The following is a 14,782-nucleotide window of genomic DNA, read 5'->3' as shown; positions in this document are numbered from 1 at the left end:
CTGAGGGTTGTTAGCTGAATTCGAAGGATTGTCTCTGTTCAGTCAGTTTAGGAGCATCCAGCGTGCAGTATTTCCCAGAAACACCCCAGAACACCAAGACAAACGTCAGCAAGGTTCTGCTAATCGGTGTGGCTGGAGGTACAGGTAGCAATGTTGTTAAAGGATTTCTTGAACAAGATGTAGCCGGTTTAACAGCTATCACCCGCAAAATTGACTTTGAGCATGCCGCTTTGTATTTCTAGTTAGCCAGCTCAACGTCTGAGCCGGATAGTTAACCTGTGTGTCAGGTTCCGTTTAATGGTGAGCAAGGTGGTGAGTAAGGGCAAGTAACAGGGCAGGGTCCTGTCAACAGCAGCTCACACTCTCGTGCATTTAGTGATGATGCACACATGTCGCTGTCTTACACCAGGGAGGGAGCATTGATCAACAGCAGCCGATACAGTGGAAAAACGGCTGTCTGGATAGAGTTACGGGAACAGACCCCTGGTGTGTTGTGATGAGTGAGAGATGGAAGACTGCTCCAGTGCGCCTTGGCGTGGGCTGGGCTGATATTGCTGTACTAGTCTTAGGATTGCTTGTATTGACTTGTGGTTTAGGCGGCTATGGTTTTTACGAGCCGCACGAAGGCCACTTTGCTGGCGTAGCCCGCGAGATGCTCCTGCGTAATGATTGGGTAACGCCCACCCTCAACGGTGCTCCCTATCTAAACAAACCACCACTTTTGTATTGGCTAATCGCGACCAGTACCAAACTATTCGGATTCAATGAGTTCGCAGCTCGCTTACCTGTCGCTCTGGCTGGCTGGCTGGGTGCTGTGGTGGCCTGGAAATGGGCACGGGAGTTATGGAACCCCACCGCCGGACGCATGGCTGCAGCCATGTTGTGTATGGCTGCAGGCTGGTTCCTATTCACTCACCAAATTCTGATCGACGTTCTGTTGGCGAGCTTGCTGCTAGCGAGCTACTACTGCCTGTGGCGATTTCTCTGGGAACCTCGCCGTTGGCGCTACTGCTTAGCTCTGTATGGCCTCTTGGGATTGTGCATCCTCACCAAAGGTCCTGTCGGCTTATTTTTCCCAGTGCTGAGCTGGGTGGGTCTAGCCCTGAACCGACGCAGCTTCGCAAGTTTTCAAAAGGCGCGGCTGGTCCTAGGCGCTGGCGTCATCCTGGCTGTGATTCTGCCCTGGGTGGTCGCCGTTGAGCGAGCTAATCCCGGCTTTCTAAAGTATTTTTTGCTGAATGAGAACCTGAGCCGCATCGCAGATGTCCGCTGGCCTCCGGACTATGCCGTGTCAAAGGTTAGCGCCTTGGGTTACTTAGCCGTTGCTGGCATTTGGGGAATTCCTTGGACGCTGCTCCTCCCCCAGGCCTTGAGTTCAGCTTGGCAGGACTGGCAGCAGGGACGCAGTCCCGAGGCTACCTGGTCACAGCGCCGCCGCAGTGAGGGGATGTTGCTATTAACGATTGCGGCTGCAGCGCCACTGCTCTTGTTCCTGCCAATGTCCTCGCGATTGGTGTACTACAGCCTACCGGCTCTCCCTCCGGTCATCCTCTTATGTGCAGGCTGGTGGTCGCGTTGTCGAGAACCAGGGCAGCGACAAGGCCAGCGCAGTCTGGGTTGGGTTTTCGCGTTGCTGGGGTTAGTGGTAGGTACAGGTGCCTTTTGGTTGCCCCGGTTAGTAGTGAACTTGCCTGAGCTGGCAAACATTGCGGGTTTGCACTTTACTGCCGCTTTTCTGTTGCTGGCCTTAGGGGCGAGCTGGTTAGTTGCAGGAGTGCTGCTACTCGCGAGATGGCCCTATCGTGCCTTAGTGGGCCTATGCCTTGGGCTATCGCTGGTTTGGGCAACCGTCGCAAATGGATTTGCCACAACTGAGGCTGTACGCTCGTCGCGTCAGCTAATTGCCGCAGCCGATCCCCGCCTAGGTCTCGAAACTCTCTGGGTATTTGAAGGATCGCGAGAACTGGGAGCGGCGGGAGCCATGAGTTACTACCTGGATCGCCGAGGCGGTCACCCTCTTGCAGAAGTGCCCGGTGCCACGAGGACAGCTCCCTTACCGCCTGGCTGGGCCAGAGGCAGGGCGGAGACAGCCTATCGCACTGTGATGGTACTGACGGATGGGGGCGTTAATCGTCTGCCTCCAGTGTTTCCTGGACCCGCGCCTGCTTATGCAACCAATCGTCGCCAGTTGCAAGAATTCTGGGACAGCACTCGCCCGGTGGTGTTTGTGACTGATTTTCTGCGCCAGCCCAACGATCCCCAAGACCCACTTGACTTGAATCTACCGATTTCGGCCAAGGAGCCACTACAGGTTGTTGGCCCCCGGCAGCTCTACGGTAATGCAGCCGCACAAGAACACTGGGAACAATCTTGTGCTTCCCGTGGGCAGGCTACAGCCGAGTGCAGTGGGCGTATTTAAGGATTGGAACCTTGCGCTCAGAATTTGAACACCCTAAAGTGTCATCAAAATCAGCAAAATCCGCGTTGTATAGGGGTATAGCCTGAATGACTGCTGACCTAAAGGCGTTTGAACAGCCAGTTCCTGAGAGCACCTCTGGTCGCATCCGTTATGTCCCACGCAACCAGCGGCGAATTCTCTGTATTTTTCCCAAATACAGTCGCTCCTTTGGCACCTTTCACCACGCCTATCCCCTGATGGGAAGCGTTCGGGCTTTTATGCCACCGCAAGGTATTTTGATTGTGGCGGCTTATCTGCCTCAGGAATGGGAAGTTCGCTTTGTAGATGAAAATGTGCGTCCTGCTACTCAGGCTGATTATCGCTGGGCAGATGCGGTCATTGTCAGTGGCATGCACATCCAGCGACCTCAAATTAACCAGATTAATGAGTTGGCTCATCGTCACGGCAAAATTACAGCCGTCGGTGGGCCTTCAGTATCCGGTTGCCCGGAATATTATCCTGATTTCGATTTAGTGCACTTAGGCGAATTGGGCGATGCGACCGACCGGATGATTGAATATCTGGACTTGAACAACGAGCGACCCAAAGCGCAAATTCGCTTTGAAACTAAAGAGCGATTGCCATTGAGTGAGTTCCCCGTTCCGGCCTATCATCTGCTCAATCTCAGTCAGTATTTCTTGGCTAACGTGCAGTTCTCCAGCGGCTGTCCCTACCGCTGTGAGTTCTGCGATATTCCTGAGCTTTACGGTCGCAATCCGCGACTAAAAACGCCAGAGCAAGTCTGTGCTGAGCTGGATGCAATGCTCGCCTCTGGTAACCCAGGAGCTGTGTACTTCGTCGACGATAACTTTGTTGGTGATCGTCGAGCTGTGATGAAGCTGTTGCCTCACTTGATTGACTGGCAAAAGCGCAATGGTTACCCCATTCAATTCGCTTGTGAAGCGACATTAAATCTGGCTCAGAGTCCCAAGTTGTTGGAGATGATGCGGGAGGCTTACTTCTGCACTGTATTCTGCGGCATTGAGACACCAGAGCCAGACGCGTTGCGCTCGATTTCTAAAGATCACAACTTGAGCATGCCAATCCTAGAAGCGATTAAAACGCTGAATCGCTACGGCATGGAAGTGGTCTCAGGCATCATTGTAGGGCTAGACACGGATACACCAGAAACCGCTGATCACATTCTGGAATTTATCCGGCTGTCCCAAATTCCCATGCTGACGATCAATGTGCTTCAGGCTCTACCTCGCACGCCTTTGTGGCGCAGGTTGGAGTTGGAGGGGCGCCTGGTTTCAGATGAGGGCCGGGAATCGAATGTTGAGTTCTTGCTGCCTTATGAACAGGTGATTGGTATGTGGCAGCGCTGCATTACAACGGCCTACGAGCCGGAGTTTTTGTACGAGCGCTTTGCCTACAATATGGAGCATACTTACCCCAATCGAATTGAAGTTCCTAATAGCCCTGCGCGCACCTCTTGGGCTAATATCCGTCGAGGCTTGACCATTCTGTCAAATATCCTGCTGCGCGTCGGCCTATTTGGTAAGTACCGCGAAACCTTTTGGAAGATAGCCAAACCAGCATTCAAAACAGGCAATATCGAGAGCCTAATCCATGTTGGTTTGGTCGGCCATCATCTCATTCAGTTTGCTCATGAATGCGCAAACGGCGCTGAGTCGGCTTCGTTCTATTCGCAAAAACTTCGCCAAACTGAGCCGTCCCAAGTTGGCGCTGGGAAGCGCTGAGTTTACGTTAGCCTGCCTGAGCAGGGTGACAATTTGCTGCAAATTTGAGGTTATGACTCCAGCACCGATCATTGGTCTAACAACTTACTGCCGCAACGACGTCGGAGATTTTTATCTGCCGGGAGCCTATGTCGATGCCATTCGGGCAGCGGGAGGTGTAGCGGTGCTACTACCGCCAGGGGAAACTGAGCCAGCCCAATGGTTGCCTCTGCTCAATGGCCTGGTGCTGGCGGGTGGGGGCGACATCGAGCCAGAGGCGTACGGCGGACAGTATCACCCCACGCTTTACGGCATGGATCCGGAGCGCGATGCCTCTGAGCTTACGCTGGCGCGCTCGGCCTTGGTAGCCAACCTGCCGGTGCTAGGCATTTGCCGAGGTTTGCAAATTCTGAGTGTTGCGGCTGGGAGTAAATTGCTCCCTCACGTTCCAGATGTGTTTGGCACGGCGGTGCTGCATCGTAAGGAGAACCCCCGGCGACCCATCGCCCATTCGGTACAGCTGGTGTCGGACAGCCGCCTGGCTGAGTTGATGGGGCAAACCGAGGTGAGCGTTGTTTCCTGGCACCACCAAGCCATCCACACGGTGCCCTCAGGCTGGCGAGCCGTTGCCCATGCTGCTGATGGGGTAATCGAAGCGCTTGAGCACATCAGCCACCCCTGGGCAACGGCAGTGCAATGGCATCCAGAGCTATCGGCGGATGATCCCCTACAGCGGCGTCTGTTTCAAGGGTTGGTTGAGGCCGCGCAACAGCACAAGGGGCAAGCTCTCAGCGGCCAGGTTTTAAGGGCCATACCAACCTCCGCTTAAGGTTCTAGCTGCTCCAGTCCGTCAAATCCTCTAGAATTCAAATTCTCTAAAAACTGTCGAGGAATCTAGAAAATCGTCCGCCTGCTTTTGAAAATACAGATAGCTAAAAATCACTTAGGACTTCGTTATGCAGCGCGGCCATCTTCTCACTGAACAGGTCAACCCCAACTCTCTGAACCTCGATCAACTCTCCAACTTAGAACTGGTTGATCTGTTCAATCAAGAAGACGCCAAAGTCTTGAGCGCGATCGCCACAGCCCGTGAGTCGTTGGCTACAGCGATTGACCTGACAGCCGCAGCCTTAGCCAAAGGGGGACGGCTATTTTATGTGGGAGCAGGCACTAGTGGCCGCTTGGGCGTGTTGGATGCCGCTGAATGCCCACCCACTTTTTGCACCGATCCCGACCTGGTTCAGGCGATCATTGCGGGTGGATCTGCTGCCTTGGTGCGTAGTTCAGAAGCGCTCGAAGATAGCGCTGAAGATGGGGCTCAAGCGATCACACAACGTCAAATCTCTCAGCATGATGTCGTGGTGGGGATCACGGCGGGGGGCACTACTGCCTATGTTCAAGGTGCCATCCGGGCTGCTCGCCAACGTGGCGCTAAGACAATTTTCGTTGCCTGTGTGCCTGTAGAGCAGGTAGCCAGCGAGGCAGACTTAGAAGTCCGTCTGTTGGTGGGGCCAGAAATCCTAGCCGGTTCAACCCGACTCAAAGCGGGAACCGTTACCAAGCTGGCCTTGAACTTGCTCTCGACTGGAGTCATGGTTCGACTGGGCAAGGTCTACGGCAATCGGATGGTCGATGTGGCTGTGACTAACAGCAAGCTTCACGACCGGGCCCTGCGCATTCTTACAGAACTCACTGAGCTGGAGCGCGATCAGGCAGAGCAGTTGCTAGAGCGAGCAGGACGCAAAGTCAAATTGGCCCTACTCATGCATTGGACTGGCCTCGACCCAAGAGAGGCTGAAGCCTTGCTAGCAGCTGAAGGAGGCCAGCTACGGCAAGCGATCACAGAGTTCAGAAAAACTACAGCGCCTGCTTCTGATTCAGCCGCAACTGCTCCACAAACGTGAGGTTTGGGCATCAACCTGAAGCACACTCCGTTACCTAGCTTGCAAGTGCAAAACGGAGAAGCGCTCAATTTTAATGCTCATTTGCCTGCAAAATTCACTCAAGTTACACGACTTCTGTAATATGGCAAGACATCAGTGTCGATTCGACTTTTGAAGTCGCGCTGAAACACAAACCATCTGAATGCCGTGAGGCTGACGAGGATCAACCACACGCCAGCCTGGGATTTCAACCTCTGGGCAGCAGCAAATACGGTGAGTTTTGGGAGGAACAATGGCGGAACTGGAAAACCAGCGTCCCACTGATGAACAGGGTACACAAAGTCAACGGGTCGATTCAGCCGGCGCTTCTCCCCCCCGAGCAGGTTCTGCTCACCGGGAGGGTCAGCTTAACGGCTCTACTGAAAAGGCTCTAGGCTCGCTAGCCTCAGACTTGCAAGCTCTCAAGCAAAGTCTGGTTACTCCTCTGCTCGCCGATGTAGAGCGGCTCCAGACTGAGAAAACGCAATTGCTCACGACTATCGAACGGCTCAAGGCTGAGCAGGCTACGCTTCAAGGCCGCAGTGCTCAGTTGCTTTCTCAGGCTCAGACCGCTCAACAGCAGCAATGGGCCCGTCAATTAGCCCAACTGCTCGCTGCCCGCCTGCATGAATCCCTCAAGCAGCAGCTCACGCAGATGGCGGGTACTCTGACCCCCTCCTCCGAACGAGCAGGGCTGGCTGTGAACACAGAGGGTCTCCATGCCCAGTACAGTCGCCGCACCGATGAACTGCTGCTGTCCATGGATGCCAGTTTGAAGGCGACCTTCGCGACGCTTCAGCAGGATCTCAATAGCTACGAGAGTTCGCTCTCTCAGCAACTATCTCGCATGCATGTGCAGGAGCAACAGGCAGAGGTCATTCTGGCCGCTCTGGTCAGTCGCCTGCGGGAGCAGTTTCGTCAGGAAAGCAGCACAGCCCGACGTCCGGGTCCCAGCTCTGCCCCTGAAGAGGTCAGGCCAGAAGCAGCCAATGAGGGGCCCAGCTCAGTCAATTCAATCAACTCAACCGAGACCCTGCCATCGCGCAGTGAACCAGTGTCAGAAGCCAGAGCTGTTAGCCGTAACAGCGCGCCGGAAGAAACCATGCAGCGTCCGCAGGAGCCTACTGTGCCGGTCGCTGTGCATGAATCTAATCCGGCGATGGTGCATATGCCCAAGCCGCCAGCTCCCCCCCGTGAGCGCAAACGCTCTAGCAACGGCCTAGCTGGCTTAGTGTTGGTGTTGTTTTCGTCGCTGCTGTTAGCTCTACAAAACGTGCTTGTGCAGTTTGGTCTGACAGCACAGGGCAGTGGCGCTCTTGAGCAGACCTTCAGCAACTCACTGCAAATTCTGTTCCTGAGAGTGTTATTTGTAGTGCCGCTCCTGTGGCTGATTGCAGGGCGTCTTCGTCCCAGATGGCCTGAAGTCGGTCAGTTGTTTGCACCGGTTAATCGTGGCCTGGGTTGGCGAGTTGTTGGCAGTGGTGTTTTCCTGTTTGTGTCTCAGCTGTGCCTCTATCTAGCGATTGGCACTCTACAGGCTGGACCAGCAACCACAGTTTTCTTTATCTACCCAACGGTGACAGCTTTGCTAGCCTGGCTCGTGTTTCGCGACCGGATCAATTGGCTACGACTGCTGGCGATCCCTGTCGTTTACGTGGGTGTTTTCCTGACCTTAGGTTATGCAGGCGGCCAGCTGGTTGATCCGCTTGGCTCAACTGCTGCCATTGTCTCTGGAGTAACCTTTGCAATCTCTCTGATTTTGAGTGATACCTGCTTCCCGAAAATCCATCCAGTATCTCTGATGGTGCTCAATTTCAGTATTGTGCTGCTCTTGAGCTGTATCGGTCTGCCATTGATGGATTGGAGTAATTGGGCGCTATTGCCCTTGTGCTTAGCACTGGCATTGATGACTTTAGGCAGCTACCTAGCCTACTACGTTGGCATTCGGATGGTGGGGGCAGCTCCAGCTTCATTAGTGGCCTCTCTGGGTCCGGCTTTCACTGTGCTGCTAGCCTGGGGTATCCTGCGAGAGACTTTGCCCCAAGCTCAAGCGGCTGGCCTGGTTCTAGTCACTCTGGGCGTTGCCACCTTGTTCGCACGGGAACGGTTGCGCCGACCGATCGAACCTCGCACTCGCTACTCTGAGCCTAGGAGCCTACCTCGAAGCTGAGCCCAGCGTCTAACGCTGACCCCTATGAGCTATTTGCTGTCTGCGACTCGACTACTCACCTTCACGACCTGTCCTCGGGCTTACCAGTTTCGCTACGAGTTAAAGCTGCCCGGCCGACCCTTGCGCACGCCCCAACTCGGCCTTGCCCTGCACCGGGCCCTTCAGCAGTTTTATCGCTGGCCAGGGGCTGCAGCAGAAGGGCCTAGTCGTGCTTTTCTACAGACCTGTTGGGCTGGGGCTAGTGCTCGTCTGGAGGCACCAGAGCAACAGCGTGGGGCAGAAATTTTGGAACGCTATTTTCAGCGTCATGTCTCTCCTCTACAAGGTTGGCGACAGCCGCTTGCCGTCGAGGGGCGTTTGAAAGCGCCTTTGGCGGTTGAAGGGGAGCGGGGCATCGTAGAGCTGACAATCATAGGACGCTGTGACCGCCTGGAGTATTTAGAGCCTGAGTCATCTGCTACCGGTCAAACGGCTCGCCTCCACTTGATTGAGTACAAAACCGGGCAGCTTCACCGGTCTCCTGACACGCTCAAATTAGATTTGCAATTAGGGCTCTATCAGATTGCGATTCGTCACCGCTACCAGGCTTCGTTAGCGAAAGTTAGCCATGTTTATTTAGCTGCTGATGAGGTGCTGAGCTACGCAGTTGCGCCGGCTCAAGAGTCTGCTTCTCGGGCTCACGCTCTGGAACTGGTTGAACAATTGCTCGAGGCCAAAGACTGGGCCTGTAAATCAGGCCCCCACTGCCGTACTTGTGCCTATCGGTCCTACTGTCCAGCGTGGCAAGATCCCCCTACTGCCCTGCCAACCCAAGCACTGATAGGGGTTAAATCGCTGCAACTCAGCCTGCCACTCAGTTCAGCCACCATCAATTAGCCTGTAAGCCTTAGTTCCGGAGACTAAAGGTGCAGTCCTGAACGTGCAATGAAGCTTGAACGTGCCAGTTTCAGAGTTGTATCAGAGCACCGCTTGGAAGATTACAAATTTTTAATTGTTTTTCTAACTTTAGAGTGACGAACCCAGGAGTAATTTAAGCAGAAGTATGGGGTCTGTATTCTAATTTGGATTTCTCTAGCATGAATTGACGATTTTGTGATTTGTGTGACTGATGATCCCAAAGATAAATCACTAATCTAAAGTCACGCTTTCTCCCTTATCGCCATGCTGATCCCCACCGGTTCTGCTGCTCGTGCATCCACACTCATTGATTGCTGCTACATCAACACTAGCCGTACGTTCGAAATCGTTCGCATCAGCGAACCTGCTTCTGCCTATTTTGAGCGTACCGTCTTGCCGGGACAGCGATTGGTTTTCCAAGCTCCAGCTGAGGCAGTTCTAGAAATCCATACGGCGGCCCTTGCCACTGCTATCCACAGTGATTCGATCCCCTGTGACCAGCTCAAGATTCAAGCCAGTAACAGCTTCGGTGGGGTTGCGAGCAGTGCTATGGGAGCCTCCTTCTCAGCAACTGGGCGCGATAGCTTAGTTGAGCACCACCGCAGTGCTGAGAAACAAAAGGTTGCCTGAGGCTAAATCCCGTTTGCCCCTATAGAAAGCGCTATACTCCGGTTGATCATTGGGGCGTAGGGCCTTCAACTAGGCATATGGCGACAAACGGGGAGATCGTAGTAGCAGTGTTGGCGGCAGGTAAGGGAACCCGCATGCGTTCCACACTGCCTAAGGTGCTCCATAAACTGGCTGGTCGATCTCTGGTCGAGCGAGTCTTGGATGGGTTGCAGGGGCTATCCGTAGCCAGACGGCTGTTGATAGTTGGTTACGGTGCTGAACAAGTGCGGCAAGCACTGGTTGCTGAGCCCGGATTAGAGTTTGTTGAGCAGACTGAGCAGAAGGGGACAGGGCACGCGATTCAGCAGTTACTGCCCCACCTCGAAGGCTTCAGCGGTGATCTTCTGGTTCTGAATGGCGACGTACCGCTGCTACGGCCTGAAAGCTTGCGTACCCTGCTCGAAACTCACCGAGCTAGTAGTGCTACAGCAACGCTCCTGACCGCTCACCTGCCTAATGCTGAGGGCTATGGCCGCGTTTTTTGTGATGGCCAAAACTCAGTTCGCGAGATTGTTGAAGACCGGGACTGCACTGCTGCTCAGAAGCAGAACCGCCGCGTCAATGCTGGAGTCTACTGCTTTAGCTGGCCAGATTTAGCCAGAGTGCTGCCATCGCTCAGCACTAATAATGACCAGCAAGAGTATTACCTCACCGAGGTGATGAACTACCTGGAGCCTGTGGTGGCAGTCGACATTGCCGATCCTCAGGAAATCTTGGGCATCAATGACCGGGAGCAACTGGCAATGGCTTACCAGATTCTCCAGGACCGTGTGAAGCGACATTGGATGCAAGCCGGAGTCACCTTCATCGATCCGGACAGCTCCACCATCGACGATACGGTCGAACTCGCTCCCGACGTGGTGATTGAACCCCAAACTCATCTGCGCGGCAAAACCTGCATCGGCGCTAATTGTCGAATTGGTCCGGGCAGTCTGGTGGAGGATGCTCAAATCGGGGCCAACACAGCTGTACTTTATTCGGTTGTGCGTCAGGCTCAGCTTGGGGCAGATAGTCAGGTCGGTCCCTTTGCCCACCTGCGCGGCAATGTTGTCACTGGTTCCCACTGTCGTCTGGGCAATTTTGTTGAACTTAAAAACACTACTCTGGGCGACCACACCAATGCAGCTCACCTGTCCTATTTGGGCGACGCAACTCTGGGCTCACGGGTAAACGTAGGGGCTGGCACGATTACTGCCAACTATGATGGCGTCCGCAAGCACCCCACTGTCGTGGGTGACGGCAGCAAGCTTGGTTCTAACACTGTTCTGGTTGCCCCCCTTACCCTGGGCGAAAGCGTCACCGTCGCCGCTGGCTCAGTGGTCACTGAAGATGTAGCTGACGATGCTCTGGTTGTTGCCCGCTCACGCCAGGTGGTTAAACCCGGTTGGCGTCCTAAGTCCAGCCCACCGCCAGAAACTCCTTAGCAACAGCGTTGGCTGAGACTGTAGTGAAACCGCGCAGGCTAGTGATGATAGTTCTGGGCTTGGCTCTAGCTTTGACTGGAGCCGTAGGAGCCACGTTTTGGTTGCAGCGTCCGACCTCGGAAGAAGCTCTGTTGCAGAGGGCAGAAGCATTGGCCCAGACCGGTAACTACCGTGAGGCAATTGCTACAGCTACTCAGATCCCAGTGGGCAGTGAGCCCTATGGTCCTGCACAGCAGCAACTTCAGCAGTGGCAACAGATTTTGGCTCAGCAAAAGCAAGCCCTAGCCCGCCAGCAACGACAACGGGAGGCCGCAGAGCGAGCTCGACAACAGCAGCAGTTGCTGACGCAGATTGCCACCCAATTAGCCCGAATCACCTACGATGCCTACTCGCCCAGCGAGTTTGCTCCTTATCAAATAAGTCGGAAGGCTGCCGATCTCACACTTAAAGCGAGCAAGCCAGGGCGCTACGGTCAAACTCCCTCCAGCGATGACCTGCGGCTGATCACGCTGGCTCTAGCTAAGGAATTGTCAGCGTTGGTGCCGTCAACTCTGCGCCGGGAGCTGCAGCAAATCCACTTCGAACTCTGGAACCGCTATCGAGTATCAATGCCTGCCAAATTGCTGGGTAGCCAGGATGGCTTAGCTATTCTGCGTAGCCTTCAAATCAACAGCTTTCAGGCCCGGAGAACTCAAGTTCTAAGAAACGGACCAGAATCCGTACCATAAGAAAGAAATGTTTGTCGGAGCCTACACCCATGCCTGCTGACTCTGCTGAGCGTAGCTCGGGACAGCCTATTCCTGTAGTCATCAACGGTGCAACGGGCAAAATGGGCCGTGAGGTTGTTAAAGCCGTCAGTCAGGCTCCAGACCTCAACCTACTCGGTGTCGTTGGCCGAACCCACATTGGTGAAGATGTAGGCGAAGTCGTTGGGATCGGCCCGATCGAAGTTCCAGTCACCGATGATTTACAATCGCTGCTCCTGATGACAGCGCAGGAAAGACAACTGGGGGTCATGGTGGATTTCACCCACCCCAGTCTGGTCTATGAAAACATTCGTGCTGCTATTGCCTATGGGGTTCGTCCAGTGGTGGGCACAACTGGCTTAAGTGAGGCCCAAATCTTAGACTTAGCCAATTTTGCTGACAAAGCCAGTATGGGTTGCTTGATTATTCCCAACTTCGCGATTGGCATGGTGCTGCTCCAACAGGCCGCCATCCAGGCATCCCATTACTTTGACCACGTTGAAATCATCGAGCTACACCACAACCAGAAAGCCGACGCTCCCAGTGGGACTGCCATCGCTACTGCCGCTCTGCTCTCTAATCTGGGAAAAGACTACAACCCAGCAGCAGTTAGTGAACACGAGAACATTGCTGGCGTGCGAGGTGGTGTAGTTGGCGATAATATCCGCATTCATAGTTTGCGCTTACCCGGTTTAATTGCGCACCAGGAAGTTATTTTCGGAGCACCTGGTCAGGTTTATACCTTGCGTCACGACACTACGGATCGAGCTTGCTATATGCCGGGTGTTCTCCTAGCGATTCGCAAGGTTCTTAAGCTCAAGAGTTTGGTCTATGGGCTAGAGAAGATTTTGTAGGGCTTTGAAAGCTAAAAGCTTAGGGAGGTGTCAGGTGGGTTCTCTGCCATTGACACATCCCTAAGGCTTCGTTCTTGCTATTCAATTGTCTAAAAAATTACCTGGCCCAAGAGCCCCCAGAGCCAGGCAAACTATCTGTAAGGACGCGCTTTGCGTACCAGGAAAACCGCTTCTCAACTCAGTTGCCCCCCTAGCTGAGGCCAGCTCTCCACCGCGCTTTACAGCAGTGTGCCTATCTTTGCACTTTAAGCAAAATGCTGGCTTCGAGATAACTACGCAATTGTCAAACCAATTTTTAAAATCATCTAGCAAAAAGCCCGTGATTTTACGTTTGAACTTTAAGCTTGAAGTTGTTGAACCGCTTCCAGCACAGATTGCCCAGGCACCTGATCGGTGACAATAACCGTACCGATGGTTCGAGGCAAAACAAAGCGGACCCGTCCGTCTTGGACCTTTTTGTCGCTCTGAAGACTGCTGAGCACTGCCTGTGCCTCAACGCTATCAAGGAGCGTGGTTGGTAGTCCGGAGCGAGCAATCAAAGCATTTTGGCGGTCTGCATCCGAGCGGTCCCACAATCCCAAATGAGCGGCAATTGAACCGGCTGCCATCATGCCTAAACCAACCGCCTCACCATGGTTGTAGTGGCGGTAGTGGGTCAGGCTTTCAATCGCATGACCGACCGTATGACCGTAGTTGAGAATGGCACGCAAATTAGATTCTTTCTCGTCCTTAGCAACCACTTCGGCCTTGGCCCGAGCTGAGTGCTCCAGAATTGTGTACAGCAACTCGGGCGTTAAAGCTCGCACGCTATCGAGCCGAGGGGATGCTTCAAGTTGCGCAAAGAGATCGATATCCCAAATGATGCCGTACTTAATCACCTCAGCCATACCAGCCCGAAACTCGCGGGGCGGCAAAGTCGAGAGAACATCGGGATCGATCAAGACCAGTCGCGGCTGATGAAAGGCGCCGATTAAGTTTTTGCCTTGCGGATGATTAACACCAGTCTTGCCACCAATCGAGGCATCCACCATGGCCAGCAGGGATGTTGGCACCTGCACTACAGCAATGCCACGCAGCCAGGTTGCGGCAGCGAAGCCAGCCATATCCCCAATTACGCCCCCTCCCAGTGCCACGATCAAAGAAGAGCGCTCAAGGTGGTGAGACAGAGCTGCATCGTAGATCTTCTGCACAGAAGCCAGAGTTTTGTAGCGCTCTCCCGGTGGCAGCAGGCAAGTTGCGGTGTCATACCCCGCCTGTGCCAGTCCCTCCACAACCTGCTGGCCGTAGCGCTTAAAAATAGCAGGATTGGAAACTAGAAGCACGCGACTGCCTGCCTTCTGCCCGCATGTTTGCAAATGCTGCGCTAAGTTGCCTAGTCCCCCAGGCTCAATAACGACTGAGTACGGGTTACGGGGTAACTCGACAGAGACAACAGTAGAGGACATCGCAGGACAAAAAAGGGTTCCCTCCTGAGCATACTGTGGGAGTTTGCACCTTAGGTGGGGAACTCTAGGTGACTAGCAGTTTCAGTAAAAACCCCATGTCTCTTCCCCGGATGCCTCGCAGTCGCATTCAGCCCAAACTGCGGTGTATGCCCCGTCAGAAGACCGAGGCGTCCACCTATCTGGAAATGCACAAGGTCACTATTGAGAAGCAACGCCTACTGAACGAACTAGATCATCTGCGGCAGCGCTACACCCAGGTCATCAGTCGTCTAGAAGAAATTGATACCCAGCTCAACGGCTTAGAGTCCACAGCTGAGGCTTATCGCGAGCAACGGCCAAGCTTGTCACCTACTCTAGGCGACCCTACCCCCAGTACCCGTCTGATTGGCCAGGAGATTCTCACCCGTCCTGTGCAAACCACTAACGCTCAAACTGCTCATCAACAAGCCAGAAATAGCGGATTTGACAGTTTTACCTTGGAATACTGAGTTGTCTGTCAACGCCAGCTGTCCTTG

13 protein-coding genes are annotated in these 14,782 nt (G+C 54.1%); 12 read left to right on the top strand and 1 reads right to left on the bottom strand.

The annotated features are described in order from the left end of the window. The first annotated feature begins 62 nt into the window (after positions 1 to 62). The 11 genes from H6F94_RS25955 to dapB all read left to right on the top strand — a co-directional run bounded on the left by H6F94_RS25955 (position 63) and on the right by dapB (position 12,822). On the top strand, positions 63 to 242 hold the full coding sequence (locus H6F94_RS25955; RefSeq protein ID WP_190805967.1) for a hypothetical protein: 180 nt from the start codon (positions 63 to 65) through the stop codon (positions 240 to 242). Between the two features lie 254 nt (positions 243 to 496). Then, positions 497 to 2,419 carry a glycosyltransferase family 39 protein gene (locus tag H6F94_RS25950; protein ID WP_190805178.1) on the top strand — a complete coding sequence of 641 codons (1,923 nt, stop codon included), beginning with the start codon at positions 497 to 499 and terminating at the stop codon, positions 2,417 to 2,419. An 86-nt stretch (positions 2,420 to 2,505) separates the two neighbouring features. Beyond that, complete coding sequence (locus H6F94_RS25945) at positions 2,506 to 4,161, top strand: B12-binding domain-containing radical SAM protein (RefSeq protein ID WP_190805177.1); 1,656 nt, start codon at positions 2,506 to 2,508, stop codon at positions 4,159 to 4,161. Between the two features lie 52 nt (positions 4,162 to 4,213). Beyond that, entirely contained in the window at positions 4,214 to 4,969 is a 756-nt protein-coding gene (locus H6F94_RS25940) for a gamma-glutamyl-gamma-aminobutyrate hydrolase family protein (RefSeq protein WP_190805176.1), read from the top strand. A gap of 127 nt (positions 4,970 to 5,096) precedes the next feature. After that, positions 5,097 to 6,044 (top strand): N-acetylmuramic acid 6-phosphate etherase, encoded by a 948-nt coding sequence (murQ, locus tag H6F94_RS25935; RefSeq protein ID WP_190805175.1) that lies wholly within the window; start codon positions 5,097 to 5,099, stop codon positions 6,042 to 6,044. Between the two features lie 271 nt (positions 6,045 to 6,315). Next, on the top strand, positions 6,316 to 8,232 hold the full coding sequence (locus H6F94_RS25930) for an EamA family transporter (RefSeq protein ID WP_190805174.1): 1,917 nt from the start codon (positions 6,316 to 6,318) through the stop codon (positions 8,230 to 8,232). A gap of 24 nt (positions 8,233 to 8,256) precedes the next feature. Next, positions 8,257 to 9,108 carry a RecB family exonuclease gene (locus tag H6F94_RS25925; protein WP_190805173.1) on the top strand — a complete coding sequence of 284 codons (852 nt, stop codon included), beginning with the start codon at positions 8,257 to 8,259 and terminating at the stop codon, positions 9,106 to 9,108. A 285-nt stretch (positions 9,109 to 9,393) separates the two neighbouring features. Beyond that, positions 9,394 to 9,759 (top strand): DUF1830 domain-containing protein, encoded by a 366-nt coding sequence (locus H6F94_RS25920; protein ID WP_190805172.1) that lies wholly within the window; start codon positions 9,394 to 9,396, stop codon positions 9,757 to 9,759. Positions 9,760 to 9,836: 77 nt separating this feature from the next. After that, positions 9,837 to 11,222 carry a bifunctional UDP-N-acetylglucosamine diphosphorylase/glucosamine-1-phosphate N-acetyltransferase GlmU gene (gene glmU, locus H6F94_RS25915; RefSeq protein ID WP_190805171.1) on the top strand — a complete coding sequence of 462 codons (1,386 nt, stop codon included), beginning with the start codon at positions 9,837 to 9,839 and terminating at the stop codon, positions 11,220 to 11,222. A gap of 44 nt (positions 11,223 to 11,266) precedes the next feature. Further along, positions 11,267 to 11,950 carry a hypothetical protein gene (locus H6F94_RS25910; RefSeq protein WP_190805170.1) on the top strand — a complete coding sequence of 228 codons (684 nt, stop codon included), beginning with the start codon at positions 11,267 to 11,269 and terminating at the stop codon, positions 11,948 to 11,950. Positions 11,951 to 11,979: 29 nt separating this feature from the next. After that, positions 11,980 to 12,822, top strand: a complete 843-nt coding sequence (gene dapB / locus H6F94_RS25905) for a 4-hydroxy-tetrahydrodipicolinate reductase (protein WP_190805169.1) — start codon at positions 11,980 to 11,982, stop codon at positions 12,820 to 12,822. Between the two features lie 338 nt (positions 12,823 to 13,160). On the opposite strand, the gene aroB is transcribed toward dapB, so the two are convergent. After that, positions 13,161 to 14,267, bottom strand: a complete 1,107-nt coding sequence (gene aroB / locus H6F94_RS25900) for a 3-dehydroquinate synthase (protein WP_190805168.1) — start codon at positions 14,265 to 14,267, stop codon at positions 13,161 to 13,163. A 95-nt stretch (positions 14,268 to 14,362) separates the two neighbouring features. Between aroB and H6F94_RS25895 the strand changes: the two genes are divergently transcribed. Continuing rightward, complete coding sequence (locus tag H6F94_RS25895; RefSeq protein ID WP_190805167.1) at positions 14,363 to 14,755, top strand: hypothetical protein; 393 nt, start codon at positions 14,363 to 14,365, stop codon at positions 14,753 to 14,755. Positions 14,756 to 14,782: the final 27 nt, after the last annotated feature.

The sequence above is a fragment of the Leptolyngbya sp. FACHB-261 genome, from assembly GCF_014696065.1.
In the GTDB taxonomy this organism is placed as follows: domain Bacteria; phylum Cyanobacteriota; class Cyanobacteriia; order FACHB-261; family FACHB-261; genus FACHB-261.
Note: the sequence above shows the minus strand (reverse complement) of the source record. Positions and strands in the feature narration are given on the sequence as shown.